We start from the raw sequence: 26,141 nt of genomic DNA on the forward strand, positions 1-26,141 counted from the left end.
AACGATTCAAAGCCTCGATTCAATCAAACGAATGATTTAACCGTGAGTAAAAAGCATCCTGTAGTTTCACATTAAAGACTACAAGTGCGGTTTCTACTGATGCACCCGTTCTGTGCCTTGATTGGCTCAAAACACGACGCGGTGCACCGCTTCGGGGTCGGCATGTTTCAGATCCTTGTCAAAGTCGTCAACCATAATGACTTCGCGCTTGAGGCGGCGAGCCCGTTCGACAGCCGCGAACTCGGCCTCGGTGATGAAGCCCTTGGCACGCGCCTCTTCCAGCCGGCCGCGTGCGGTAATGGCACGCAACTGGCCTTCGCGCTGGGCGCGGCGCAGTTTGCTCTCCAGCCCTTCGGTCTCGATCACCGCCTTCATGGCCGGCTCCAGCACACCAACGGCGTCGTTCTCGTCCTTGGGCACATACATGAACTCGGTCAGACGGGCACGGCTGGGCGACGGCTCCATCAGCGAGCGGGCAATACGGGTGCCAACGCGGTCGGCCGGGCCTTTCAGGCTCATGCCCAGCGGGAACACCACGCGGCGCATGCACCACGCCAGGAAACGGTTGGGGTGGTTGTTGAGGAAGCCGTTCATGGCTTCCTGCACGTCGTACAGTGCCGATTCAACGGCCCAGCGCACCAGCGGGCGGTCTTCTTTCGGCTCGCCATCGTCGTGGAATTTCTTCAGCGCGGCGGTAGCGATATACAGGCCGGACAGCATGTCACCCAGACGGGCCGACAGCTTTTCGCGGAACTTCAGGCTGCCCCCCAGGGTGGCCATGCCCATGTCGGACAGGAAGGCAAACGCAGCGGACAGGCGCACGATGTCGCGATAGTTCTGCGCGGTCGGCCCGGACTTGGGCGCGGCAACCAGGCGGGCGCCGGTCAGGCCCATCACGAAGGCGCGTGCCTTGTTGGAAATGGTGAAACCCATGTGGCCGATCACGGCGTCGTCGAACGCTACCGCATCGTTGGCCATGGCCGCGCGCATTTCCTTCAGCACGAAGGGATGGCAGCGGATGGCACCCTGACCGTAGATGATCATGCTGCGGGTAAGGATGTTGGCGCCTTCGACGGTGATGGCGACCGGAATCGCGCCATAGCCCGAGGCCAGATAGTTGCGCGGACCGATACAGACCGCCTTGCCGGCGTGCACGTCCATCGCATCGTTCAGCACTTTGCGCATGCGCTCGGTGTTGTGATATTTGAGGATGCCCGACAGCACCGACGGCTTCTCGCCCATGTCGAGGCCGGTCAGCGCCAGGCGCTGCGCAGCATCCATCTGGTACGCCATGCCGCCAATGCGGCCCAGCGCTTCATCCACGCCCTCGAAGCGGCCGATGGCCAGACCAAACTGGTTACGGATGCGGGCATAAGCGCCCGTGGTGAACGAAGCCACCTTGCCCGAGGCCACCGACATCGCCGGCAGCGAGATGCAGCGGCCCACCGACAGACACTCGACCAGCATGCGCCAGCCCTGGCCGACGTAGCTTGCGCCACCAATCACCCAGTCCATCGGGATGAACACGTCCTTGCCCCAGTTCGGGCCGTTCATGAATACGGCGGTGCCCGGATAATGGCGACGGCCGATGTTCACCCCCTCGTGATTGGTTGGAATCAGCGCGCAGGTGATGCCGATGTCGTCCTTCTCACCAATCAGGTGTTCCGGGTCGTACAGCTTGAACGCCATGCCCAGCACGGTGGCAACCGGGCCCAGGGTGATGTAGCGCTTTTCCCACGACAGGCGGATACCCAGCACGTTATCGTGATGCTCACCAGTCAGCGGGTCGGTATAGCTGCCGCGCGCCACCACGCCGAAGTCCGGGATGCCGCCGGCATCAGAACCGGCCTCGGGGCTGGTCAGCGCAAAACACGGGATATCGACACCCTTGGCCAGACGCGGCAGATAGTAGTTCTTTTGCGCCTCGGTGCCATAGTGCTGCAGCAGCTCGCCCGGGCCGAGCGAGTTGGGCACCATCACGGTGACGGCAGCCGAACCCGAGCGGGTAGCGATCTTGGTTACGACGCGGGCATGGGCGTAGTTGGAGAACTCCTTGCCGCCGTATTCACGCTTGATGATCATGCCCAGGAAGCCCTGATCCTTGATGAACTGCCATACTTCCGGCGGCAGGTCCTTGGTCTCGGTGGTAATCTTCCAGTCGTCGAGCATGGCGCACAGTTGCTCGGTCGGACCATTCAGGAAAGCTTCTTCCTCGGCAGACAGCTTGGGCGCCGGATAGCTGTGCAGCTTGGCGAAATCCGGCTTGCCGGAGAACAGATCACGATCCCACCACACGGTGCCGGCATCGACCGCTTCCTGCTCGGTCTGCGACATCGGCGGGGTGATTTTCTTGAAAATTCCGAACAGCGGGCCGGTAATCAGCGCGCGGCGCAGCGGTTTGAAATTGAGGATGGCCAGCACGACGGCCACGCCCACCAGCCAGCCGATATGCGCACCACGGCCATAGACACCAAAACCGGTACCGGCCAGCGCGACCAGCGATGACAGCCACAGCGGTGCACGCAGATAAGCCAGCACCAGTACAGCGACGACAATTGCCGCCAGACAGATCAACACAGACATTGCGTTCTCCCCCTCAAGGAATCAAATCGCAGGAATTCAGTTCGCTGCCGGCGCAACAAGGCCGGCAACCAGGAATGGCAACAGCATGCGGGCGACCAGTTGCGGGTCACGCGCGTTGGTTTTGGGTTGCTCCATGAACAGGCGCAGCACGTTGTTGCCGGCAAAGGCGCTGAACATGGCGCTGGTCAGGAAATGGAAGCGCCAGTGCACTTCGTTTTCGGTCAGGTGCGGCAGTGCCTTTTGCAGCGCACCGGCGTAGCGGCGTACCACTTCGCCATAGCGGCGCGGCATGCTTTCTTTCAGAATGGGATGTGGCTCGACATAGGCACGGGCCAGCAGGCGCACAAAGGTCAGGCCGCCATATTCCGGGTCGGCGCCCAGTTGTAGCGCGGACTGGATGAAAGCGCTGACGATGTCATCGGCAAGCGGAGCGGGTTTGCTGCGCTCCAGCGCATCGATATTGGCAATGGTCAGCCGTGCAAACGGTTCTGCCCGGCGCTCGAATACCGCGCGGTACAGCCCGTCCTTGGAGCCGAAGTAATAGTTGACCGCAGCGATGTTCACCGCCGCCGATTGCGTGATCAGCCGCATCGACGTACCGTCGAAGCCGTGTTCAACAAACAGGATTTCGGCCGCATCCAGTATGCGTACCGATGTTTCCTGTGCCTTGGCAGATTCCGCCATTTTGCTCTCCGTCGTGCTGCCGACCTGTAGTCGTCGCCCGTTTCATTCAAACGTGTGTTTGAAACTATAGCAGCGCGATTACAAGCGTCAAGTAGGTGTTGACCCGGATAAGTGCAATTCATCGGTTTTTGCACCAAAAACGCTGCTTCGCCCGCCGTTTCACAACGGAATCCGGCCGGGCAAGGCTGTCACATCGGCGGCACAAAGCGCCTGCATGCTCTAGAAAGGAGCAAGCACAACCCATGCATGGAGCCCGCCCGATGAAGTATCTGCCGACCAGCCTGCCCATTACCCTGTTCAGCCTGCTGCTGGCCTGCGCCGGCACCGCCGGCGCCGCCGACGCCCCCTGGTGCAAGGCGGGCAAACCGGTGAAGCTGGCCGGCCTCAACTGGGAAAGCGGCGCCCTGCTCACCGAGCTGATCAAGACCGTGCTGGAGCAAGGCTATGGCTGCCAGACCGAGATCGTGCCCGGCACCACGGTGACACTGGAAACCGCGCTTGCCAGCAACGACATCCAGGTGATTGCCGAAGAATGGGTGGGCCGTAGCGAGGCATGGAACAAGGCTGCGGCCGAGGGCAAGGTCAAAGTAGCCGGCAAGGTCATCGTCGGTGCGACCGAGGGCTGGTATGTGCCGGACTACGTGATCAAGGGCGACAGCAAGCGCGGCATTGCCGCTGCCGCCCCCAGGCTGAACAGCGTGGCCGATCTACCCGCCTACACCGCCCTGTTCAAGGATGAAGAAGAACCAGCCAGGGGCCGCTTCCTGAACTGCCCCACCGGCTGGACCTGCGAGGGCGTGAACAGCCAGAAGCTCAAGGCCTACGGCCTGCAGAACAGCTATGTGAACTTCCGCCCCGGTACTGGCGCGGCGCTGGATGCCGAAATCAGCTCGGCCTATCAGCGCGGCAAGCCCATCCTGTTCTATTACTGGGCGCCGACAGCGTTGATGGGCAAGTACCGCTTCATCAAGTTGCAGGAGCCAGCCTACAACGAAGCCTGCTTCAAGACGCTGGCCAACAAGGATCACCCCAAGCCCTGCGGCTCGGCCGCGCCGGAAGCGCTGATACAGACTGCGCTGTCCAAACCGCTGGCCGATGCCGACCCGGCGCTGGTGGCGTTCTTCAGCCGCTTCAACGTGCCGATCAATGTGCTTAACCGCGCCTTGGCGCACATGGCCGACAACAAGCTCGATGCCGCAGCCGAGGCCAAGCTGTTTTTCGCCCAGCAACCGAAAATCTGGCACAACTGGCTGCCGGCCGACGTGGCAGCGCGCATCAAGCAGGCCCAATAAGCGGGCATGGCATTTTTCCTGCCCATCTCGATCAAGGAACCGGTCAACCACGCGCTGGAGCAACTGGTGTTGCGCTTTGGCAATGCGCTGCACCTCGTCAACGAGGCCATCCTGCAGGGCGCGTTGCTGCCGCTGGAAAAACTGCTGCGCGGCGCCCCGCCCGCGCTGATCCTGCTGCTGATTGCACTGCTGGCCTGGCACGCCACACGCCGCCTTACACACGCGGCCTGGCTGACCGGCGCGCTCTACCTGATCGGCTGCTTCGGCCTGTGGGACATGCTGATGCAGACACTGGCGCTGGTGCTGGTGTCCACCGTGCTGGCGGTGCTGATCGGCCTGCCGGCCGGCGTGCTGCTGGCCCGGCTGCCGCGCTTGCGCCGCTGGGCGCTGCCGGTGCTGGACGTGATGCAGACGCTACCCACCTTCGTTTACCTGATCCCGGCCGTGATGCTGTTCGGGCTGGGCAAGGTGCCGGCCATCCTGGCCACCGTCGTCTATGCGGTGTGCCCGCTGATCCGGCTGACCGAGCTGGGCATACGCCAGGTCGATCACGACGTGGCCGAGGCCGCATGGTCGTTCGGCACCACACGCTGGCAGTTGTTGATCGGCGTGCAGCTGCCGCTGGCGCTGCCCAGCATCATGGCCGGGCTGAACCAGACGGTGATGATGGCGCTGGCCATGGTGGTGATCGCCTCAATGATCGGCGCGCGCGGGCTGGGCGAGGACGTGCTGGCCGGCATCCAGACACTGGATGTGGGGCGAGGTCTGCAGGCCGGCCTTGCCATCGTGCTGCTGGCCATCGTCATCGACCGCATCACGCAGGGCTGGGGCCGGCCGCGCCGACCGCAACGGGGCAACCATGAGCCACATTGAAGCCCGCAACGTCTACAAGGTATACGGCGGTAACGAGGCCGCCGCGCTGCGCCTGCTGCAGCAGGGGGCTGACAAGGCCAGCGTGCAACGCGATACCGGCGCACAGGTGGGGCTGATCGACATCAGCCTGGCCATCGCCCCGGCGCAGACGCAGGTGGTGATGGGCCTGTCCGGCTCGGGCAAATCCACCCTGGTGCGGCATTTCAACCGGCTGATCGACCCCAGCGCCGGCCAGGTATTGATCAACGGGCGCGACATCCTGCAGCTCGATGCCGCCGGCCTGCGCCAGTTGCGTCGCCGCACCGTCAGCATGGTGTTCCAGGGCTTTGGCCTGCTGCCGCACCGCAACGTGCTGGACAACGTCGCCTACGGCCTGCTCACGCGCGGCGAGTGCAAGGCCGACGCCCACGCACAGGCGCGGCACTGGCTAGAGCGAGTCGGGCTGGCTGGCGATGCCCAGCGCTATCCGCACGCGCTGTCCGGCGGCATGCGCCAGCGTGTCGGCCTTGCCCGCGCGCTGGCCATGGACAGCGACATCCTGCTGATGGACGAGCCCTTCTCCGCACTCGACCCGCTGATCCGCCGCGACATGCAGCAACTGCTGCTGGCACTACAGGGCGAGTTGCAGAAAACCATCGTCTTCATCACCCACGATGTAGACGAAGCCTTCCGCCTGGGTCACCGCATCGCGCTGCTGCGCGACGGCAGGCTGGTGCAACAGGGTACGCCGGAGGAACTTCGCACCCGCCCGGCAGACGAATACGTGGCCCGCTTCGTGGCAGTACAATCTTAGCCCCTCAAAGTTCATTCATGACCGTTTCCGAAGACCGTTACCTGGGCTGTGTGCTCGGCCTTGCCATGGGCGACACGCTGGGCGCCCCTTACGAGGGTGGCCCGCTGGAACGCACCCTGTGGCGCCTGATCGGCCGCACCCGCGACGGCCTGCCGCGCTGGAGCGACGACACGCAAATGACGCTGGACCTGGCCGAATCGCTGCTGGCGTGCGGCCAGCTCGATCAGGATGATCTGGCACAGCGCTTTGCCGCCAGCTACCGCTGGCAACGCGGCTACGGGCCGAGCACCGCCCGGCTGCTCAAGCGCATTCGCCGGGGCGAGCACTGGTCCGCGGCCACCACGGCCATTTACCCCACGGGTTCGTTCGGCAACGGCGCGGCCATGCGTGCCTCGGTGCTGCCGTTGTTCCACACCGGTCCGCTCGACACCCTGCCCGCACAGGTTGCGGCATCCGCCGTCATTACCCACGCCCACCCGCACGGCATTGCCGGCGCGCAATTGATCGCCACGGCAACGCATTTGCTGCTACGTGATGCAGATGCACTTGAGGTGATGACGGCCCTGCTGCAACAAGGCGACCAGGCGCCCTACGCCGCGAAGCTGACCATCGCCCGCGATTGGCTTGCCGGCGATGCCGGGCCGCATGCGCGCGACGTCGCCCGGCAACTGGGCAACGGCATGACTGCGCCGACCTCGTGCGTGACGGCGATTTATCTGGCCTTGCGCCACCTTGATCAACCGTTCGACACGCTGATGTCATTCACCATCAAGCTGGGTGGCGATGTCGATACCATAGCCGCCATGGCCGGCACCTTGTGGGGTACCCGCAACGGTGCCGCCGCGCTGCCGCAACACCCGCTGGAGCAGGAAGCAAGGCTGCGCGCCGCCGCACTGGCGCTGCACCGGCACGCGCAACAGCGCTGAGCCGGCCCCACCGGCCGCCGATTGCTGCCGGCTTGCATCGCCCGCGCCCCCGCAAGCACTTCATTTCCTTTAGAATTACCGGTTTCGTATTCAGTCTGTGCGTGTGACTACACCATGAAATCCACCGAGATTCGCCAGAAGTTCCTTGATTTCTTTGCTTCGAAGAACCACCAGGTGGTGTCTTCCAGCTCGCTGATTCCGGGCAATGACCCGACCATCATGTTCACCGTGGCCGGCATGGTGCAGTTCAAGGACTGCTTCCTCGGCTTCGACAAGCGCAGCTACACCCGCGCGGCCACCAGCCAGAAATGCCTGCGCGCCGGCGGCAAGCACAACGACCTTGAAAACGTCGGCTACACCGCGCGCCACCACACGTTCTTCGAGATGCTGGGCAACTTCAGCTTTGGCGACTACTTCAAGCGCGATGCCATCACCTTTGCCTGGGAATTCCTCACCGGTGACCAATGGCTGCAGCTGCCCAAGGACAAGCTGATGGTCACCGTCTACGCCTCGGACGACGAAGCGTACGACATCTGGCACAAGGAAATGGGCGTGCCGGCCGACAAGATCGTGCGCATTGGCGACAACAAGGGTGCGCCGTATGCATCGGACAACTTCTGGACCATGGGCGACACCGGCCCTTGCGGCCCCTGCACCGAAATCTTCTTCGACCACGGCCCGTCCGTGGCTGGCGGCCCCCCGGGCAGCCCGGATGAAGACGGCGACCGCTACATGGAAATCTGGAACAACGTGTTCATGCAGTTCAACCGGGACGAAACCGGCACGCTGCACCCGCTGCCCAAGCCGTCGGTCGATACCGGCATGGGTCTGGAACGCCTGTCCACCGTGCTGCAGGGCGTAAAGTCCAACTACGAAACCGACATCCTCGCCGGTCTGGTCAAGGCTGCCGCACGTGAAACCAGCGTGGCCTACAGCCAGGACGTGCCGTCGCTCAAGGTGATTGCCGACCATATCCGTGCCTGTGCCTTCCTCGTGGCCGATGGCGTGCTGCCGTCCAACGAAGGCCGTGGCTATGTGCTGCGCCGCATCGTGCGCCGCGCGGTGCGCCACGGCTACAAGCTGGGCCAGAAGGGTGTGTTCTTCCACAAGCTGGTGGCCGATCTGGCCGTGCTGATGGGCGACGCCTATCCGCAGCTGCGCGAAGGCCAGGCCCGCATCGAAGATGCACTGCGCCTGGAAGAAGAACAATTCGCCCGCACGCTGGATATCGGCATGGCGCTGCTGGAAAAGTCGCTTGAAGGCGGCAAGAAGGTACTGGACGGCAAGACCGCGTTCACGCTGCACAGCACCTACGGCTTCCCGATCGACCTGACCGCCGACATCTGCCGTGAGCGCGAGCTGGAGCTGGACATGGCCGGCTACGAGCGCGAATTGAAAGAAGAACAGGAGCGCGGCCGTGCGGCTGGCACCTTCAAGATGACCGCCGGTCTGGCCTACGACGGCGCCGCCAGCTGCTTCCACGGCTACAGCGAATCCAGCCGTGATGCCACGGTGATCGCGCTCTACAAGGGCAGCGAGCAAGTGCAGCAACTGAGCGCTGGCGACGAAGGCGTGGTCGTGCTCGATCACACCCCGTTCTACGCCGAATCCGGCGGCCAGGTGGGTGACGTGGGCACCATCGCCGCTGCCGGCGGCGTGGCAGCGCTGTTCGACGTGACCGACACGCAAAAGGTAAAGAGCGACGTATTCGGCCATCAGGGCCGGCTGGCCAGCGGCAGTCTCAAGGTGGGCGATGCGGTCAGCGCCACCATCGACCTGCACAAGCGCACCGCCACCCAGCGCAACCACTCGGCCACGCACTTGCTGCACGCCGCGCTGCGCGAGGTGCTGGGCACCCACGTCGAGCAGAAGGGCTCGCTGGTCAACGCCGACCGCACCCGTTTCGACTTCAGCCACCCCAAGGCGCTGACTGCTGAAGAAATCGGCAAGATCGAAGCCGTGGTCAACCATGTGGTGATGCAGAACTACGCAGTTGACGTGGGCCTGATGAGCTACGACGACGCCATCAAGGCCGGCGCGATGGCGCTGTTCGGCGAAAAGTACGGCGACGAAGTGCGCGTGCTGAAGATGGGCGATTTCTCGACCGAACTGTGCGGCGGCACCCACGTGGGCCGCACCGGCGACATCGGCCTGTTCAAGATCATTACCGAAGGTGGCGTCGCTGCCGGCATCCGCCGCGTTGAAGCCACCACCGGAGAAGGCGCACTGGCACTGGTGCAGGCGCAGGAAGCCGAACTCAAGGCAGCTACCGAGCTGGCACAGGCACAGCCGGGCGACCTGCTGAACAAGCTGGAAAAGCTGCAAGCCGAACTCAAGGCCGCGCAGAAGGAAGCCCAGTCGCTCAAGGGCCAGCTGGCACTGGGCCAGGTGGACGACCTGCTGGCCAAGCAGGTTGCAGTGAACGGCACCAATGTCGTGATCGCACTGCTGGAAGGGCTGGACGGCGCCACCGTGCGCGACATGAGCGACAAGCTGATGGACCGCCTGGGCAACGGCATTGCCGTACTCGCCAGCAATGGCGACGGCAAGGCCAGCATCATCGCCCGCGTGGCCAAGGACCTGACCGGCAAGGTCAAGGCCGGTGAACTGGTCAACTTCGTTGCCCAGCAAGTCGGCGGCAAGGGCGGCGGCCGCCCGGACATGGCGCAGGCCGGCGGCACCCAGCCGGAAAACCTGCCGGCAGCGCTGCAAGGCGTGGCGGGATGGCTGGGCGAGAAGCTGTAATCTCTCCCTGCCCAATAAAAACACCCGCTGCGGCGGGTGTTTTTATTGGCAGATCGCCACACGCTGCCATGCCCGGTAAAGTGATGCCGCCCAATTCCGTATATTCATTCAGCGCTGCGCCATGAAAAAGCCCGACAAGTCGAGCCCGTTCTACCTGCAGCTCAAACCGCTGCACAAGGCACTCAAGGCGGCAGCACCACCGCCCAAGCCGGTGGCACCCCCTGCCCCACCGCCGCCCAGCGATCACGAGTTGTTCCTGCTGGCGACCGAAGGCGTGCGGCGTTTTGTCGATGATCATTACCATCATGTCGCCAAGAAGCCCAGCCCGTGGCCGCTGCAGCGCTGGCATGACGAGGCGCAGGTGATGGCCGACGCAATGAGCGATTTCTGGCCATGGGATGAACTGGAAAGCGGCGAGGAACTGCTCTACCTGCGGCCGGGCATGAAGCTCGATACCCTGCGCAAGCTGCGCCGGGGCGAGTGGGTGGTGCAGGCGCAGCTCGATCTGCACGGGCATACGTCGGAAAGTGGCCGGCTGGCGGTGTCCGAGTTCCTGCATCATTGCAAGATGCACAACAAGCGTTGCGTGCGCATCATTCACGGCAAAGGATTGGGCTCCAAGCACAAGCAGCCGGTGCTCAAGCTCAAGCTGAAAAACTGGCTGGCGCAGCGTGACGAGGTGCTGGCCTTTGCGCAGGCGCGCGCGGTGGATGGCGGCGCAGGCGCGGTGCTGGTGTTGCTCAAGGGCTGGCGTGAAAAGTAATCGTTGCCTGCCCGGACAGGCGATGCACCAGTCCAGTACAATTGCATGATTTTGTAACTTCCCCCTTTCACGCATGCAATCGATTGCTTCGTCCCGCTGGGCCCGTTGGGTGGCCCTGTTGCTGTTTGCCGTACTCTGGTTCGGCACGCTCGGCTACCGCAAGCTGATCACCCCGGACGAAGGCCGCTACGCCGAGATTGCACGCGAGATGGTGGTGACCGGTGACTGGACCACGCCGCGCCTGAACGGCGTGAAGTATTTCGAAAAGCCCGCACTGCAATACTGGATGACGGCGGCCAGCTTCGAGGTCCTGGGCGAATCTGAATTCAGCGCCCGCCTGTGGCCGGCGCTGACCGGCTTTGCCGCCGTACTGGTGGTGTTTGCCACGCTGCGCCGCCTGTACCGGCGCGACCCGGATGGCGAGGCCATCGCCTGGAGTGGCGCCGCGCTGCTGGGCAGTTGCGTGTGGTGGATAGGCAATGGCCACTTCCTGACGCTGGACATGGGCGTATCGGCCTTCCTTACCATGGCGCTGTGCGGCTTCATCTGGGGTCAGCAAGACGACGCCAGCCCCAGCGAAAACCGCAACGCCATGCTGGCGGCCTGGGCGGCGATGGCGCTGGCCACGCTATCCAAGGGCTTGATCGGCCTGGTCATCCCTGGTGCAGCGCTGTTCTTCTATACGCTGTGGACGCGCGACTGGCAGGTGTGGGTACGCATGCACTTTGCCAAGGGCATCGCGCTGTTCCTCGCCATTACCGCGCCGTGGTTCGTGCTGGTGTCGATGCGCAACCCCGAGTTTGCGCAGTTCTTCTTCATTCACGAGCATTTCCAGCGCTATGCCACCGATCAGGCGCGCCGGCTGGGTGCCTGGTATTACTTCATTCCCATCCTGCTGGCCGGCCTGCTGCCGTGGACGGCGCTGCTGCCTGCCGTGGCGCGCCAGGGCTGGCGCAAGGACACGAGCGTGCGCTTCCAGCCGCAGCGTTTCCTGTTTGCCTGGGCCGCGTTCATTTTCCTGTTCTTCTCCGCCTCCAGCTCCAAGCTGCCGTCCTACATCCTGCCGATGTTCCCGGCGCTGGCCATGCTGGCAGCGCCGTTGCTGCCCAAATTGGGCCGCAAGACCATTTACGGTTTGATGGGCACACTGGCCGTGAGTGGCGTGATCGTGCTGATCGCCGCGCCCTTTGTCGCGGCGCGCGCGCAGGACGATGCCGGTGCCGGCGGCGATGCGCAATACGCAACCTGGCTGTACGCCACCGGGGCGGTGTTCTTGCTGGCGGCCGCCATCTCCACCTTGCTGTACCGCAAATTCGGCAACGGCGCGGCAATTGCCACGCTGGCGCTCTCCGGCTTGATTGCCGGCCAGATCCCCATGGTGGGCCATGATGTTTATGCAGTACGCAAATCCAGCGCTGCACTGGCCGAGCGGGTGCTGCCGCATTTGAGCGACAAAAACACGCTCTATACCGTGCGCTCCTACGACCAGACCCTGCCCTTCTACCTGAAGCGCAAGCTGCAGTTTGTCGAATACGTCGATGAGTTCGCACTGGGCCAACAGGTCGAGCCGGACAAGTTCATCGATTTCGATACCTTCATCCAGCGCTGGAACAACGAAGCTGCCCCGGTGGCCGTGCTGGAACAAGACAGCTACGAAGCCCTGAAAGCGCGTGGCTTGATCATGCAGATTCTGTACAGCAGCCCGGATGACGCCAAGCGTCTGGTCGTGGCCAAACCCTGAGGAACGACGATGGATTTCCTGCCCTTTACCCGCCCGAGCATCGACGAAGACACCATTGCCGATGTGGGCAATGTGCTGCGCAGCGGCTGGATCACCTCTGGCCCCAAGGTTGCCGCCTTCGAAGCTGCGCTGTCCGACTACTTCGGCGGCCGGCCGGTGCGCGTGGTCAACTCGGCCACCGGCGCGCTGGAAATCGCGCTGCGCCTGATCGACCTGCGCCCCGGCGACGAAGTCATTACCACCCCGCTGACCTGGGTGGCCACCACCAACGTCGTCATCAATGCCGGCGGCAAACCGGTGCTGGTGGATATCGACCCGGTCACGCGCAATATCGACCTCGATGCGCTGGAAGCGGCCATCACCTCGCGCACCCGCGCCGTCATCCCGGTCGATCTGGCCGGCCTGCCGGTGGATCGTGACCGCCTCTACGCCATTGCCGCCAAATACAATCTGCGCGTGATCGAAGACGCAGCCCAGTCGCAGGGCAGCACCTGGCAGGGCCGCCGCATCGGCAGCTTTGGCGATCTGTGCTCGATCTCCTTCCACGCCAACAAGAACATGACCACCACCGAAGGCGGTGCGCTGGTGATGAACAACGCCGAGGAAGCACGCCAGTTCGAAAAATGGCGTTTGCAGGGCGTCACGCGCTTTCCCGACGGCACCATGGACGTGGACCTGCCCGGTGGCAAGTACAACCTCACCGACGTGGCCGCAGCCATCGGCCTGGGCCAGCTCAAACACATCGATGCGTTCAACGCGCGCCGCAAGGTGCTGGCGCAGCGCTATTTCGACCTGCTGGACCCGGCACTGGGCCTGGACCTGCCGCCAACCTCGGACGAATCGAACTGGCACATGTTCCAGCCGCTGCTGCCGCTGGATCGCCTGAACATCAGCCGCCCCGAGTTCATCGCCAGGATGAAGGAACACGGCATCGGCATCGGCGTGCACTACCCGGTACTGCATCTGTTCAGCTACTACCGCGCGCTGGGCTACAAAGAAGGCATGTATCCGCATGCCGAGCGCGCCGGTGCCAGCACCATCACGCTGCCGCTGTTCCCGGCCATGCAGGACAGCGACGTTGATCGCGTCTGCGCAGCGCTGCAGGCCGTGCTGCTGCAGGCGCTGAAATAACACACCGTTGAACCCGTGCCGCCGGTGCCATCCGCCCGGCGGCCACAGATTGAATCCGCCATGACCCACCCCACCGTATCCATCGTCATTCCCGTCTACAACGAGGAAGACGGCCTGCAAGCGTTGTTCGACCGGCTCTACCCCGCCCTCGATGCGCTGGGCAAAACCTATGAAGTGATCTTCATCAACGACGGCAGCCGCGACCGCTCGCCGGCCATGCTGGCTGACCAGTTCCACCAGCGCCCGGATGTGACGCGCGTGATCCTGTTCAACGGCAACTTCGGTCAGCACCGCGCCATCCTGGCGGGCTTCGAGCATGCCCGTGGCGAGCAGATCGTCACACTGGATGCCGACCTGCAAAACCCGCCCGAGGACATCAAGACGCTGCTGGACGAAATGGACAAGGGCCACGACTACGTCGGCTCGATCCGCCGCCAGCGCAACGACTCGGCCTGGCGCCACTTTGCCAGCCGCGCCATGAACCGCCTGCGCGAGAAACTCACCAAGATCAAGATGACCGATCAGGGCTGCATGCTGCGCGCCTATAGCCGCCGCATCATCGACACCATCAACCAGTGCAACGAGATGCACACCTTCATCCCGGCGCTGGCCTATTCGTTCGCGCAAAAACCGACCGAAGTCATCGTCGGCCACGAAGAGCGTTTTGCCGGTGAGTCCAAGTATTCGCTGTACAGCCTGATCCGCCTCAATTTCGACCTGATGACGGGCTTCTCCATCGTGCCGCTGCAGGCGTTCTCGATGCTGGGCATGCTGGTATCGCTCGGCTCGGCGGCCTTGTTCGTGCTGCTGGCGGTGCGCCGCCTGATCGTCGGCCCGGAAGTGGGCGGGCTGTTCACGCTGTTTGCGCTGGTGTTCTTCCTGATCGGCCTGGCGCTGTTCGGCATCGGCCTGTTGGGTGAGTACATCGGCCGTATCTATCACGAAGTACGCCAGCGGCCGCGCTACCTGATCTCCGCCGTGCTGGAGCGCAAGGACAGCGACGCATGAGCAGCGCTGTCGTCTTTGCCTATCACAACGTCGGCGTGCGCTGCCTGAAGGTGCTGCTGGCGGCGGGTGTCGACGTCAAGCTGGTGGTCACGCACGAGGACAACCCGCACGAGAACATCTGGTTCGCCTCGGTTGCGCAGACCTGCCGTGACTACGGCATTCCCTATATCACGCCGGCCGATCCCAACGTGACCGAGGTGGAAGCACAGGTTGCCGCGCTGCAGGCCGACTTCCTGTTCTCGTTCTATTACCGCCACATGCTGAAGGCACCGCTGCTGTCTGCCCCCACGCGCGGTGCGTTCAACCTGCATGGCTCGCTGCTGCCCAAGTATCGCGGCCGCGTACCGATCAACTGGGCGGTGATCCACGGTGAAAGCGAAACCGGCGCCACCTTGCATGTGATGAACAGCAAGCCGGACAACGGCCCCATCGTCGATCAGCAAGCCGTACCCATCCTGCCGGACGATACCGCGCAGGAAGTATTCGACAAGGTGCTGGTGGCAGCCGAAATCTGCCTGCAGCGCAGCCTGCCGGGCCTGCTTGCCGGCACGGCGACCTTCACGCAGCAGGACCTGAGCCTGGGCGGCTATTTCGGTGGCCGCAAGGCCGAGGATGGCCGCATAAACTGGTCGCAGGGTGCCGCGCAAATCCACAATCTGGTGCGTGCCGTTACCGCGCCCTACCCCGGCGCGTTCAGCGAGTTGCCGGGCGGCAGACTGGTGATCTGGCGTACATTGCATGCATCCGCCCCCGCGCAACCGGCAGCCGGTGGCGCCGCGCTGTGGGCTGCAGAGGGTGCCCTGTGGGCGCGCACCGGCGATGGCGCCTGCCTGAAAGTGCTGGCAGCAGACTGGAACGGCGCAGCACTCGACGCAGCACGCTTTGCCCTGCTGTTCAACGGCCCGCTGCAACTGCAGTAACAAGCGACTGCGTTTACATGGCGTACAATACCGCCAGCGATTCAAATACCAAGCGATACAAAGGAAAACCCATGAAAAAAGTGCTGATCCTCGGCGTCAACGGTTTTATCGGTCACCACCTGACCAAGCGCATTCTGGAAACGACCGACTGGGACGTTTTCGGCATGGACATGCACACCGGCAAGATCGCCGAATTCATCGGTCATCCGCGTTTCCATTTCTTCGAAGGTGACATCACCATCAATCAGGAATGGATCGAATACCACGTGAAGAAGTGCGACGTGGTGCTGCCGCTGGTTGCCATCGCCACCCCGGCCACTTATGTGCAAGCCCCGCTGCGCGTGTTCGAACTCGACTTCGAAGCCAACCTGCCCATCATCAAGTGGTGTGTGAAGTACAAGAAGCGCGTGGTGTTCCCGTCCACCTCCGAGGTGTACGGCATGTGCGAAGACGGCGAGTTCGATCCGGAAAACTCCAACCTGGTTTACGGCCCGATCAACAAGCCGCGCTGGATCTACGCCTGCTCCAAGCAACTGATGGACCGCGTGATCGCTGCCTACGGCCAGCAAGAGGGTCTGGACTACACCCTGTTCCGCCCGTTCAACTGGATCGGCGCCGGCCTCGACAGCATCCACACGCCGAAGGAAGGTTCGTCGCGCGTCATTACCCAGTTCCTCGGCCATATCGTGCGTGGCGAGACCATCAAGCTGGTCGACGGCGGCCACCAGAAGCGCGCCTTCACCTATATCGATGACGGTATCGATGCGCTGGTGAAAATCATCGACAACCAGGATGGCAAAGCCACCCGCCAGATCTACAACATCGGCAACCCGGGCAACAACTACTCGGTGCGCGAGCTGGCCAGCATGATGCTGGAACTGGCCCGCCAGTACCCGGAATACGCCGAAGGCGTGGCCAAGGTCAACGTGGTGGAAACCACGTCGGGCGAGTACTACGGCAAGGGCTACCAAGACGTGCAGAACCGCGTGCCGAAGATCGACAACACCAAGGCCGATCTGGACTGGGCGCCGACCACCAGCATGGCCGACGCGCTGAAGGGCATTTTCGATGCCTACAAGGATCAAGTAGCAGAGGCGCGCAGCCTGGTCGATTGATCGCCAGCAATACAATGAAAAACGCGGCCAATGGCCGCGTTTTTCATTGCCGGCTGACATGCCGTATATGGCCGGCAGCATTGCATATCTGCCGCTTATGTACACAAAACCAAGCCCGCAAGCCACTACCTCGTTTCAGTTCTTCCCTCGTGGACTTGATCACAAGCTGACCAGCAACTGAAGCTATATTGCGTATCGGTTGCATCTTTGACCGATCATCGCGCCGCCCTGCGCCATACGCTTACATTGCTACAGTGTGATGACGAGCCCGAAATAATCGATCGGACCCGTGCCCCGGCATTACCGGCAAGAGGTGCGCGTGGTGAACGACAAACTCAACATGGCAGCAAGGTGGTTACCCTGGCTTGCAGCAGCCCTGCTGGCTGGCTGTGGCGGCGGTGGAGGTAGCAGTTCCGGCAATATCGCAGGCGCAAACATCCCCGCAGCCGTGCCCTCTCCGCTACCCGCCAGCATCGGGCTGGTTCGCGATTGCAGCGGGCTCAACTGCGGTGCCAGCAGTGACGGCAGCTATTCGGGTACGGGTATCGGCATCTGGCGCTACACCAACGGCAACCCATACCCCACCATGCTGCACGCCAGGTTAACCGGCGTTGCAAGCAAAACTGCGGTCCTGGTATTCACCAATCAAAGCGGCGATGCGCAGGCCATGCCGGCCAACAGCCTGCAATCGGAGCAGGCCAGCCCCCAAATGGCGGCAGCAACTGATGGGCCTCTGCGCTTGCCAGTCCCAAGCTATATCCGCGACTTCAAACCCTCACACCAGGGAGGGGCACTGGCGCAGGGCTCACTGCCCAAGGGGCCGGCATTTGCCAAGGCGGGGGACAGGCGCAGCTGGTACAGCGAAAGTAACGCCAGCTATATGGCGACCTTGCAACTGCAACGCACAAGCAGCGACGGCAGGCAGATCAATTTCTGGGTGCAGGATGGAGAATGGGGGCCCGGAAAGATTGATGCCGCCTTGCTTGATCAAATCGGCAACCGTTTTTCCACCGGCAACAACGCGATCTACGACATGGTCACACAGATTGCCGGCAAGCCCTGGGGGGCACTGCCCGCCGCGGAGAGCGGCTATTACATCGACGCTGCCCAGCCTCTGGACATCGTGATCAGCAACCTCACCCCGGATGGCTCCCCGTGGGGGCTGATTGGCTATTTCTGGGGCCGCAACAATCAGAGCAGCAGCTACCAGTCGTTCAGCAATCAATCGCTATCACTGTACATCGATTCGGAAACGCTCTATCTGGGCGGCACGACCGGCTTTGATTTCTGCGTGAGTACGCTGGCGCACGAATTGACGCACATGATCAACTTTTACCAGCGCAACGTGCTGCTGAACGCACCCAACGAAGCCTGGCTGGAAGAAATGACCGCCATGGGCATGGAAGATGTGGTCGATCTCGCCATCAACCCCGCCTACAACACCATACGCGATGACCGCTTTCCGGGTTGGCTGGCTGCAGGTGACTACAACTGCCCGGTGAACCAGTACAACTACGTGGGCAGCTGCAACAGCTACAACATCGGCGGCAGCTTCATGGGCTTTTTGCTGCGCCGCTATGGCACCGGCTTTTTCCGCAGCCTGCTGGGGGATGCCAGCTCGCAGAGTGATTCGGTGGCGGTGCTCGATCACGCCATTCGCCAGGCAGGTGGCACGAGCTTTGCCGATGAGCTGCGCCGCTGGGGGACCAGCATAGCCTTGCTGCCTGCCAGCGGCACGCCGGCAGGCTATGGCTATCCAGAGCGGACCGAGGGCCCCTTTGTACTGCCAGGCATAGATGGATCACAATACCAGTACATACGCAACATGCCGGCCAGCCTGCCAGCCACCTTGCGCCCCTATGGCCACTTTCCGCTGTTGCGCGCCAATCTGGCCGATACCTATAGCGAGGATCTGAATGTGCCGGCGTATTCCTCACTCACGATCGTCGTGCAATAAGGGTGCACCATGCGGCACGCCACGCTCTGGCTGGCCAGCATCTGCAACCTGGCGCTGCCTGCCTGTGCGCAGACGCCGGCTGATCAGCAGGGTCAGACCATCACCATTGCCGGCAAACTGGTGCTGTGGGGCAGCGCGCCGCACGTTTACCCGGTATTGATCGCCAGCGATGGCCAGTCATGGCAGCTGGAGGGGTTGTCCGATGCCGACGCACTGGCGCTGCAGAACCAGCACATCGTGGTGACCGGCGCCGTCGACGCACTACCGCTGGACGGCGTACTGCACTTCCTGCCCATGCTGCGCTTGCAGCACTTTGCCGTACCCTGATCAGTGCTGGCCGCGCTGGTACTTGGCCACCGCAGCGTTATGCGCTTCCAGCGTTTCGGAGAACTGCGAGCTGCCATCGCCACGCGCCACGAAATACAGCGCCCTGGATGGCGCCGGGTGGGTGGCGGCCTCCAGCGCGGCCTCGCCCGGCATGGCAATCGGCGTGGGCGGCAGGCCGGTGCGCGTATAGCTGTTGTAGGGCGTATCGGCCTGCAGATGCGCACGGGTGAGGTTACCGTTGAACGCATCCCCCAGGCCGTAGATCACGCTCGGGTCGGTCTGCAGCCGCATGCCGATTTTCAGCCGGTTGGCGAACACACTGGCCACCATCGGGCGGTCGCGCTCGGCGCCGGTTTCCTTCTCCACCAATGAGGCCAGGATCAATGCCTCGTACGGCGTCTTGACCGGCACATCCGCCCCGCGTTGCGCCCAGGCGGCATCGAGCTTCTCCTGCATGCGTGCATGCGCACGCGCCAAGAGCTTGAGATCGCTGCTGCCCAGATCGATGAAATAGGTATCAGGAAAGAACTGCCCCTCGGGGGTGCCCGCAGCAATACCCAGCTTTTGAGCCACTTCGGCATCACTCAGGCCAGCGACGTCGTGCTTGAGCTCGCCCTGCTGCGCCAGCGCACGCTTGAGGTCGCGCCAGTTCCAGCCTTCAATCACGGTGAACGCCAATTGCACCGCATCACCACGCGCGATCTTGTCGATCAGCTGCAGCGGCGTCAGCGGCTGGTCGAGCTGATACACGCCGGACTTGAGCTTGCGCTCGTTGCCGGTCAGCTTGGTCAGCAGCAAAAACAGCATCGGGCTGTCGATGGCGCCCTGTTTGTAGAGCTGGTCGGCCGTGCGCTTGACGCTGCCCGGCCCCAGGGTAAAGCGCGCCGGCAGCGCACCATTGGGCGTAGCCAGCGGCTGCTGGGCATACCAGGCCACATAGCCAGCCGCCGCGCCGATCAACAGCAGGCAAAGCCAGAACAAGCGTGCGAACCAGCCCATGCCGGACTTAGCCTGCGTCTTGGTCTTCTTGCGTTTTGCGGCCATTGCGCTTTGCCTCGAAAAAGCGTTGTACGGTATCCAGTTCGCGGGTGCGGAACATTGGCGGCAGGCTCTTCCACAGCACCTTGCCGTAGGGTTTGTCCACCAGGCGGTTGTCGGCAATCATCAGGATGCCGGTATCGAATTCATCCCGGATCAGGCGCCCCGCGCCCTGCTTGAGCGTGATGGCAGCGTGCGGCAACTGGTAGTCGATAAAGGCATTGCGGCCGCTCTTTTCCAGCTGCTGCATGCGTGCCGACAGTACCGGGTCGTCCGGCGGGCTGAACGGCAGTTTGTCGATCACCACCAGCGACAACTGCTCGCCGCGCACGTCGATGCCTTCCCAGAAGGTCTGGCTGGCCACCAGAATGGCATTGGGCGAGCTGCGGAATTTATCCAGCAGCTCGGTGCGGCTGCCCTGCCCCTGTAACAACACCGGCCATTCCAGCTTGGCTTCCTTCAATTGCTCGGTCACCAGCTCGTGCGCTTCACGCATCGCACGCAACGAGGTGAACAGCAGGAAGGCATGGCCATGGGTGAGCTGCAGCAATGGCCAGGCTTTCTCGATCACCTTGCGGGTGAAATCGGGCGTATTGGGGTTGGGCATGTCGCGCGGCACATACAGTGCGGCCTGCTGCTTGTAGTCGAACGGGCTTTCCCACATTTCGGTACGCGCATCCCACAAGCCCAGCTCGTGCTGGTAATGCTTGAAGCTGTTGTTCACTGCCAGCGTGGCGCTGGCGAACACCCAGGCCTTTTGCCCGGCATGCAACTGCTTGCGGAACAAATCAGCGATATTGAGCGGCGTGGCATGCAGCAGAAAACCGTGGCTGGTGAGGTCGATCCAGTGCACAGCCTCTTCGTCCTCGATTTCCTGCCAGGCCGTCAGCCCCTCGCGCATCACGCGCGCGCGCTCGCGGCACTTCTCCAGTGATTCGGCGCGTTCAGCCTGTGCTGCCAGCTGCGTTTCCAGCACGCCCAGCTTTTCCATCACCACCGCCAGCGCAGCGGCATAGGCGGGGAATTTCTCGGCGATTTCGTGCTGCGGCATGCGCGTCGGCTCAGGGCGGAACACCAGGCGGAAATCGCGCACGGCCTTTTCCAGTGCCTCGGCCGCCTGCGGCAGATGCACATAGTCCTTGGCGATCACCAATGCCTCGGCGCGCGCATCGCGCGCCAACTCGACGATCTGGCCCGAGGTAATCGTCTCGCCAAAGAACAGGCTGGCCACTTCGGGCAGCTGGTGCGCCTCGTCGAAAATCACCGCGTTGCACGCTGGCAGCAGCTCGCCCGCGCCTTCGTCCTTCAGCCACACGTCGGCAAAGAACAGGTGGTGGTTGACCACCACCACATCGGCCTCCTGCGCGTCCTTGCGCGCTTTGAGCACGAAGCAATCCTTGTGATTCGGGCAGTCCGAACCCAGGCAGTTGTCGCGCGTGCTGGTCACGTGCGCCCAGATCGGCGCATCCTCGGGCACGCCGGGGCAAGCGGCCTTGTCGCCAGACGGGCTTACCTTGGCATAGCGCTCGACCTTCTGCAGATCGAGGATGTCTTCCTTGCGCATGAAGCGGCCTTCATGCCGCGCACGCTCCAGGTGGTAATGGCAAACGTAATTGGCCCGCCCCTTGAGCAGCGCAATCGTCGCCGGCACCCTGAGCACATCGCGCACGGTGGGGATATCGCGCTGGAACAGCTGATCCTGCAGCGTCTTGGTGCCGGTTGAGATGATGACCTTGCCGCCGTACAACAGCGCCGGCACCAGATAGGCAAAGGTCTTGCCGGTGCCGGTACCTGCCTCGGCAATCAGCTGGCCACGCTCTTCCAGCGTATCGGCCACCGCGCGCGCCATCTCAAGCTGCTGCGCGCGCAGTTTGTAGCCCGGAAAGGCCTCGCCGAACGGGCCGCTTTCGGCAAAGGCGTCATCCAGCGTCATTGCGGCTCGTGCAATACCAGGGTCTGGCCGCTCTGGCCAGCACTGGCGGCGCCCAGCCAGTATTGAATGGCGGGCAGGATGGATTCGGTCGGCGCGATTTCGGCCTTGGTCTCGCCCGGATGGGTCTTGGTACGGAACGGGCTCTGGATCGGGCCGGGGATCAGCCAGTTGATACGCACATTCGGGTGGCGATCCCACTCGTCGGCCGCAATCTTGATCCACGCGCCCTGCGCAGTCTTGGACACGGTATAGCCGCCCCAATACGCCTTGGGTTCAAGCGCGTGATGCTCACCCAGCACCAGCACCGACGCATCCGGCGCGGCCGACAACAAGGGGAACAGCGCGCGCGTCAGCGCGAACGGCGCAGCCACATTGACGCGGAACTGGTCCACCCACTCGTCCAGCTTCTGGTTGGACAGCGGCGACAAAAACGCAAAACCGTTGGCCGCATGCAGAATGCCATCCAGCCGGCCGAATTCCTTCTGGATCAGCATGCCGAGCTGGGCAAATTCGGCCTCGCCCGCCTTGGCCAGATCCAGCGGCACGGCCGCCGGCTGCGGGCCGCCTGCAGCTTCGATTTCGTCATAGGTACGGCTAAGTTTTTTCTCGTTGCGGCCGGACAGGATCACGGTGGCGCCCGCTTTGGCCAGCGCCAGTGCTGCGGCAGCACCTATCCCTTGGCCCGCGCCGGTCACGAGGATCACGCGGTCCTTGAACGCGCCCTCGGGCGCCACATAGTCTTTCCAGTCGCTCATGCTTGGTTTTCCAGTTCAGTTGCCGCGATTATCCCACGAGCAGCGATCAATCCGCTGCGCACCGCGCCTTCCAGCGTGGCGGGATAATCACCGGCGGTATAGTCGCCAGCTAGCCACAAGGTCGGGTCATCCGTTGCATTGGCTGGTCGGGGCAGATTCGGCGTGCAGGCAAAGGTGGCGCGCTTCTCACTGATCACGCGCGTCCAGGTCGGCTCGCCCCAGCCGAACCATTGCCGCATTTCGGCCGCGATGGCCTGAGTGAGTTCCTGCTGGCTCAACGCGCTATGCGCCCCGCGTGCCGACAGCACCACGGCAATCAGCCCCGGCATGCCGTGCGTATGGTTGCGGTCAAACACCCATTGCGCCAAGCCGCTCGATACGCCGACCATGGGCTGCGGCAAAGCCACATCCGCAGCGTATTGCAGGTACAGCGTCACGATGGGCTGGTAATCCCATGCGGTCAGCTGGGCCAGCGCAGCCTGCGCCGCACCCACATCGGCCAGCGCCATGCCTAGCCGATGCGGGGGCAATGCGCATACGACGGCATCGAAGTGCTCGCCTTCGATCTGCCAGCCACCCGCAGTCCGCACCATGCCGCGTATCGTAGTCCCCAGCCTGACCTCGCCACCTTGCGATTGCACAAACCGCGCGGCGGCATCGGGAAACAGCGCCGAAAAATCCAGCCTGGGGAACAACAGATCGGATGCCGCTCGCGCACCACCCAAGCTATCTCGCAAGGTGTTGAACAGCACTTGCGTCGATGCCGCTTCCAGCGGGGTATTGAGCGCAGCCACCGTCAGCGGCCGCCAGAATGATTCGATCAGGGTTGTCGGCTGGCGTTGCTGCAGCAACCAGTCTGCTGCCGGTAGATCAGCCTGCAACCGCCAGTTGCGGCCCTGCGCCCAGCGCACGGCTCGAATCAGCGCCCAGCGTTCAGCCCAGCTCAGCCCTTTTGCCCGCAACAGCCCCAGCGCCAGATGCAACGGTGCCGGCAACGACGCGCAGCGCAAATGAAAATCCGGCAGCACACGCAAATCCATAGGCGTGCGCAGAAAAGCCGTTTCCGGTGCGACGCCCACCTGTGTCATCAGATCAAGCAAGGTGGTGTAGCCACCAATCAGCAGATGCTGGCCGTTGTCGATCTCGCGCCCGTCAATGCTGATACGGCGCGCCCGCCCGCCCAGCACCGGGCCGGCTTCGAACACGCATACCTTGCGCCCAGCCGCAGCCAGCGCGGTTGCCGCAGCCATGCCGGCATAACCGCCACCGAGCACGGCCACGGTCTGGCGTGTCGTCATGGCAGGATCAGGCGAACCAGTAGGTTTTCCACGCCAGCCACAATTTGCGGATGGGCGTGAGTGACAGCCGCTGGTTCAGTACCTTCTGCGGGCCGTCGCGCTTGATTTCGTCCAAAGTAGCGCGATAAATCGCGGCCATCATCAGGCCGGTACGCTGCTTTTTCTTGTCCACCTTGGGCAGCTGCCCGATGGCCTTGGCATACCATTGCTCGGCGCGCTCGATCTGGAACTGCATGAGCTCGCGGAAGGCATCGGTTTCACGGTAATGCTGGATGTCGGCCGCTGGCACATTGAAACGCTGCAGGTCTTCCACCGGCAGGTAGATGCGGCCACGGCGGGCATCTTCGCCCACATCGCGGATGATGTTGGTGAGCTGGAAGGCAATGCCCAGATCGTGCGCGTATTGCTCGGTACGCGGGTCGGTATACCCAAAAATGCGCGCGGCCAGCAACCCCACCACCGATGCAACGCGGTAGCAGTACTTCTGCAGGTCGGCAAAGCTGTTGTAGCGCGCCTGCTCCAGGTCCATCTGCATGCCATCGATGATTTCGATGAAATGCTTGTGCGGCAGCGCATAGGCTGCAATCTGCGGCTGCAGCGCTTGCGTGACCGGATGCTGCGGTTTGCCAGCATACAGATTATCCAGCTCGGCCCGCCACCAGTTCAGCTTGGTCAGCGCCACGTTCTCGTCGGTGCATTCGTCGACCACGTCATCGACCTCGCGGCAGAACGCATACAGCGCGGTGATCGCACGGCGCTGCTCCAGCGGCAGGAAGCGGAAGCTGTAATAGAAGCTCGAACCGCTGGCGGCGGCCTTGTCTTCGCAGTATTGATCCGGCGTCACGCGATTTTCCCGGGGATGCGCGGGGTATCGACGTGCACATCGCCACACTGGGCGCGGTGGCGCAGCGCATGGTCGATCAGGGTCAGTGCCAGCATGGCTTCGGCAATCGGCGTGGCACGGATGCCCACGCAAGGGTCGTGGCGACCGGTGGTTGCCATCAGCACTGAATTACCCTGCTTGTCGATGGAGCGACGTTCCTGCGCGATGCTCGACGTCGGCTTCACGGCGATATTGACCACGATGTCCTGGCCGGTGGAAATGCCGCCCAGAATGCCGCCGGCCTCATTGCTGGCAAAGCCTTGCGGGGTCAGCTCATCGCAATGCTGCGAGCCCTTCTGCGCCACCGACTTGAAGCCGGCACCGATTTCCACGCCCTTCACGGCATTGATGTTCATCATGTTGAACGCGATATCGGCATCGAGGCGGTCGTACACCGGCTCACCCCAACCCACCGGCACGTTCTCGGCCACTACGGTGATCTTGGCGCCGACCGAATCGCGCTCCTTGCGGATCGCATCCATATAGTCTTCCAGCTGCTGGATGATGCCGGCGTTGGGCGAGAAGAACGGGTTGTTGCCCACCTCGTCCCAGCTCTCGAACGGAATTTCGAGTTCGCCCAGCTGGCTCATATAGCCACGGATCACCACGCCGAACTTTTCCTTCAGCCACTTCTTGGCAATCGCCCCTGCGGCAACACGCACGGCCGTTTCGCGCGCCGAAGAACGGCCGCCACCGCGATAGTCGCGGATGCCGTACTTGTGCCAGTAGGTATAGTCGGCATGGCCCGGGCGGAAGGTCTCGACGATCTTGCCGTAGTCCTGGCTACGCTGGTCGGTATTGCGGATCAGCAGTGCAATTGGCGTGCCGGTGGTCTTGCCTTCGAATACGCCGGACAGGATCTCGACCGCATCGGCCTCTTTGCGCTGGGTGACGTGGCGGCTGGTGCCCGGCTTGCGACGATCCAGTTCAGTCTGGATATCCTCGACCGAAATCTCCAGACCGGGAGGGCAGCCATCGACGATGCAGCCGATACCCGGCCCATGTGATTCACCAAACGAAGTAACGGTAAACAACAAACCTATCGTATTGCCGGACATGCCCTCTCCTGCTGGTGCGCACGGCACCGGTGTATCCCTTTGAATGCACGCATTTTACCACGCCGTCACCCCACCCCGGCAGGTGTACGTTTCTCACCCACAAAGCAAAAACCCCCTGCCTTGGGCAGGGGGTTTGCATGGGGAGTCTGGCGATGTCCTACTTTCACACGGGTATCCGCACTATCATCGGCGCTAAGTCGTTTCACGGTCCTGTTCGGGATGGGAAGGCGTGGGGCCAACTCGCTATGGTCGCCAGACGTAACTGGTTGAGTTACGACTGTTAGTCATGACTCTGATTCGATAGAAGAAGCATACTGC

Annotated in this window: 21 protein-coding genes and 1 rRNA gene; 13 read left to right on the forward strand and 9 right to left on the reverse strand. The window is 62.9% G+C overall.

Going from position 1 to position 26,141, the window contains the following annotated elements; all coding sequences use genetic code 11:
* Window positions 1–126 precede the first annotated feature (126 nt).
* Both B9A19_RS18600 and B9A19_RS18605 read right to left on the reverse strand, forming a co-directional pair.
* Entirely contained in the window at window positions 127–2,583 is a 2,457-nt protein-coding gene (locus B9A19_RS18600) for an acyl-CoA dehydrogenase (RefSeq protein ID WP_084092663.1), read from the reverse strand.
* A gap of 36 nt (window positions 2,584–2,619) precedes the next feature.
* Complete coding sequence (locus B9A19_RS18605; RefSeq protein ID WP_084092664.1) at window positions 2,620–3,267, reverse strand: TetR/AcrR family transcriptional regulator; 648 nt, start codon at window positions 3,265–3,267, stop codon at window positions 2,620–2,622.
* A gap of 260 nt (window positions 3,268–3,527) precedes the next feature.
* Between B9A19_RS18605 and B9A19_RS18610 the strand changes: the two genes are divergently transcribed.
* The 13 genes from B9A19_RS18610 (at window position 3,528) to B9A19_RS18670 (ending at window position 18,858) form a co-directional block, all read left to right on the forward strand.
* A complete protein-coding gene (locus B9A19_RS18610; RefSeq protein ID WP_084092665.1) occupies window positions 3,528–4,559 on the forward strand; it encodes an ABC transporter substrate-binding protein in 1,032 nt (343 codons plus the stop codon).
* 6 nt (window positions 4,560–4,565) lie between these two features.
* Entirely contained in the window at window positions 4,566–5,432 is an 867-nt protein-coding gene (locus B9A19_RS18615) for an ABC transporter permease (RefSeq protein WP_084092666.1), read from the forward strand.
* Window positions 5,419–6,225, forward strand: coding sequence for a quaternary amine ABC transporter ATP-binding protein (locus B9A19_RS18620; protein WP_084092667.1), 807 nt, complete (start codon window positions 5,419–5,421; stop codon window positions 6,223–6,225). Before B9A19_RS18615 ends, B9A19_RS18620 begins: the two co-directional genes overlap by 14 nt.
* 17 nt (window positions 6,226–6,242) lie before the next feature.
* Window positions 6,243–7,151, forward strand: coding sequence for an ADP-ribosylglycohydrolase family protein (locus tag B9A19_RS18625; RefSeq protein ID WP_084092668.1), 909 nt, complete (start codon window positions 6,243–6,245; stop codon window positions 7,149–7,151).
* A gap of 114 nt (window positions 7,152–7,265) precedes the next feature.
* Entirely contained in the window at window positions 7,266–9,896 is a 2,631-nt protein-coding gene (alaS, locus tag B9A19_RS18630) for an alanine--tRNA ligase (protein ID WP_084092669.1), read from the forward strand.
* Window positions 9,897–10,017: 121 nt separating this feature from the next.
* A complete protein-coding gene (locus B9A19_RS18635; protein ID WP_084092670.1) occupies window positions 10,018–10,659 on the forward strand; it encodes a Smr/MutS family protein in 642 nt (213 codons plus the stop codon).
* A 73-nt stretch (window positions 10,660–10,732) separates the two neighbouring features.
* Window positions 10,733–12,400: a phospholipid carrier-dependent glycosyltransferase gene (locus B9A19_RS18640; RefSeq protein ID WP_084092671.1), complete on the forward strand. Its 1,668-nt coding sequence runs from the start codon at window positions 10,733–10,735 to the stop codon at window positions 12,398–12,400.
* A gap of 9 nt (window positions 12,401–12,409) precedes the next feature.
* Window positions 12,410–13,531, forward strand: a complete 1,122-nt coding sequence (locus B9A19_RS18645) for a DegT/DnrJ/EryC1/StrS family aminotransferase (protein ID WP_084092672.1) — start codon at window positions 12,410–12,412, stop codon at window positions 13,529–13,531.
* Between the two features lie 60 nt (window positions 13,532–13,591).
* Window positions 13,592–14,539 carry a glycosyltransferase gene (locus tag B9A19_RS18650; protein ID WP_084092673.1) on the forward strand — a complete coding sequence of 316 codons (948 nt, stop codon included), beginning with the start codon at window positions 13,592–13,594 and terminating at the stop codon, window positions 14,537–14,539.
* Entirely contained in the window at window positions 14,536–15,459 is a 924-nt protein-coding gene (locus B9A19_RS18655; protein ID WP_084092674.1) for a formyltransferase, read from the forward strand. The genes B9A19_RS18650 and B9A19_RS18655 overlap by 4 nt, the downstream gene beginning before the upstream one ends.
* 71 nt (window positions 15,460–15,530) lie before the next feature.
* Window positions 15,531–16,574, forward strand: a complete 1,044-nt coding sequence (locus B9A19_RS18660; protein ID WP_084092675.1) for a bifunctional UDP-4-keto-pentose/UDP-xylose synthase — start codon at window positions 15,531–15,533, stop codon at window positions 16,572–16,574.
* Window positions 16,575–16,863: 289 nt separating this feature from the next.
* Entirely contained in the window at window positions 16,864–18,531 is a 1,668-nt protein-coding gene (locus B9A19_RS18665) for a M30 family zinc metallopeptidase (RefSeq protein WP_139798976.1), read from the forward strand.
* 9 nt (window positions 18,532–18,540) lie between these two features.
* Entirely contained in the window at window positions 18,541–18,858 is a 318-nt protein-coding gene (locus B9A19_RS18670) for a hypothetical protein (protein WP_084092677.1), read from the forward strand.
* Here B9A19_RS18670 and mltG read toward each other — a convergent pair whose 3' ends face one another.
* The 7 genes from mltG to rrf form a co-directional block, all read right to left on the reverse strand.
* A complete protein-coding gene (gene mltG, locus B9A19_RS18675; RefSeq protein ID WP_245804384.1) occupies window positions 18,859–19,902 on the reverse strand; it encodes an endolytic transglycosylase MltG in 1,044 nt (347 codons plus the stop codon).
* A complete protein-coding gene (gene yoaA / locus B9A19_RS18680) occupies window positions 19,865–21,829 on the reverse strand; it encodes a DNA repair helicase YoaA (RefSeq protein WP_084092678.1) in 1,965 nt (654 codons plus the stop codon). The genes mltG and yoaA overlap by 38 nt, the downstream gene beginning before the upstream one ends.
* Window positions 21,826–22,584 carry an SDR family NAD(P)-dependent oxidoreductase gene (locus tag B9A19_RS18685; RefSeq protein ID WP_084092679.1) on the reverse strand — a complete coding sequence of 253 codons (759 nt, stop codon included), beginning with the start codon at window positions 22,582–22,584 and terminating at the stop codon, window positions 21,826–21,828. The genes yoaA and B9A19_RS18685 overlap by 4 nt, the downstream gene beginning before the upstream one ends.
* Window positions 22,581–23,882, reverse strand: a complete 1,302-nt coding sequence (gene hpnE, locus B9A19_RS18690) for a hydroxysqualene dehydroxylase HpnE (RefSeq protein ID WP_084092680.1) — start codon at window positions 23,880–23,882, stop codon at window positions 22,581–22,583. Before hpnE ends, B9A19_RS18685 begins: the two co-directional genes overlap by 4 nt.
* A 7-nt stretch (window positions 23,883–23,889) precedes the next feature.
* Entirely contained in the window at window positions 23,890–24,726 is an 837-nt protein-coding gene (gene hpnD, locus B9A19_RS18695) for a presqualene diphosphate synthase HpnD (protein WP_084092681.1), read from the reverse strand.
* Window positions 24,723–25,823 (reverse strand): chorismate synthase, encoded by a 1,101-nt coding sequence (aroC, locus tag B9A19_RS18700; RefSeq protein WP_084092682.1) that lies wholly within the window; start codon window positions 25,821–25,823, stop codon window positions 24,723–24,725. Before aroC ends, hpnD begins: the two co-directional genes overlap by 4 nt.
* A 144-nt stretch (window positions 25,824–25,967) precedes the next feature.
* Window positions 25,968–26,080, reverse strand: a 5S ribosomal RNA gene (rrf, locus tag B9A19_RS18705).
* Between the last annotated feature and the right edge of the window lie 61 nt (window positions 26,081–26,141).

Source organism: Andreprevotia lacus DSM 23236 (assembly GCF_900176275.1).
Lineage (GTDB): Bacteria > Pseudomonadota > Gammaproteobacteria > Burkholderiales > Chitinibacteraceae > Andreprevotia > Andreprevotia lacus.

What these genes read in the sequence shown, in the direction of transcription:
- B9A19_RS18600 (WP_084092663.1), bottom strand. Translation starts at nt 2,583, where the DNA reads ATGTCTGTGTTGATCTGTCTGGCGGCAATTGTCGTCGCTGTACTGGTG.
- B9A19_RS18605 (WP_084092664.1), bottom strand. Translation starts at nt 3,267, where the DNA reads ATGGCGGAATCTGCCAAGGCACAGGAAACATCGGTACGCATACTGGAT.
- B9A19_RS18610 (WP_084092665.1), top strand. Translation starts at nt 3,528, where the DNA reads ATGAAGTATCTGCCGACCAGCCTGCCCATTACCCTGTTCAGCCTGCTG.
- B9A19_RS18615 (WP_084092666.1), top strand. Translation starts at nt 4,566, where the DNA reads ATGGCATTTTTCCTGCCCATCTCGATCAAGGAACCGGTCAACCACGCG.
- B9A19_RS18620 (WP_084092667.1), top strand. Translation starts at nt 5,419, where the DNA reads ATGAGCCACATTGAAGCCCGCAACGTCTACAAGGTATACGGCGGTAAC.
- B9A19_RS18625 (WP_084092668.1), top strand. Translation starts at nt 6,243, where the DNA reads ATGACCGTTTCCGAAGACCGTTACCTGGGCTGTGTGCTCGGCCTTGCC.
- alaS (WP_084092669.1), top strand. Translation starts at nt 7,266, where the DNA reads ATGAAATCCACCGAGATTCGCCAGAAGTTCCTTGATTTCTTTGCTTCG.
- B9A19_RS18635 (WP_084092670.1), top strand. Translation starts at nt 10,018, where the DNA reads ATGAAAAAGCCCGACAAGTCGAGCCCGTTCTACCTGCAGCTCAAACCG.
- B9A19_RS18640 (WP_084092671.1), top strand. Translation starts at nt 10,733, where the DNA reads ATGCAATCGATTGCTTCGTCCCGCTGGGCCCGTTGGGTGGCCCTGTTG.
- B9A19_RS18645 (WP_084092672.1), top strand. Translation starts at nt 12,410, where the DNA reads ATGGATTTCCTGCCCTTTACCCGCCCGAGCATCGACGAAGACACCATT.
- B9A19_RS18650 (WP_084092673.1), top strand. Translation starts at nt 13,592, where the DNA reads ATGACCCACCCCACCGTATCCATCGTCATTCCCGTCTACAACGAGGAA.
- B9A19_RS18655 (WP_084092674.1), top strand. Translation starts at nt 14,536, where the DNA reads ATGAGCAGCGCTGTCGTCTTTGCCTATCACAACGTCGGCGTGCGCTGC.
- B9A19_RS18660 (WP_084092675.1), top strand. Translation starts at nt 15,531, where the DNA reads ATGAAAAAAGTGCTGATCCTCGGCGTCAACGGTTTTATCGGTCACCAC.
- B9A19_RS18670 (WP_084092677.1), top strand. Translation starts at nt 18,541, where the DNA reads ATGCGGCACGCCACGCTCTGGCTGGCCAGCATCTGCAACCTGGCGCTG.
- mltG (WP_245804384.1), bottom strand. Translation starts at nt 19,902, where the DNA reads ATGGCCGCAAAACGCAAGAAGACCAAGACGCAGGCTAAGTCCGGCATG.
- yoaA (WP_084092678.1), bottom strand. Translation starts at nt 21,829, where the DNA reads ATGACGCTGGATGACGCCTTTGCCGAAAGCGGCCCGTTCGGCGAGGCC.
- B9A19_RS18685 (WP_084092679.1), bottom strand. Translation starts at nt 22,584, where the DNA reads ATGAGCGACTGGAAAGACTATGTGGCGCCCGAGGGCGCGTTCAAGGAC.
- hpnE (WP_084092680.1), bottom strand. Translation starts at nt 23,882, where the DNA reads ATGACGACACGCCAGACCGTGGCCGTGCTCGGTGGCGGTTATGCCGGC.
- aroC (WP_084092682.1), bottom strand. Translation starts at nt 25,823, where the DNA reads ATGTCCGGCAATACGATAGGTTTGTTGTTTACCGTTACTTCGTTTGGT.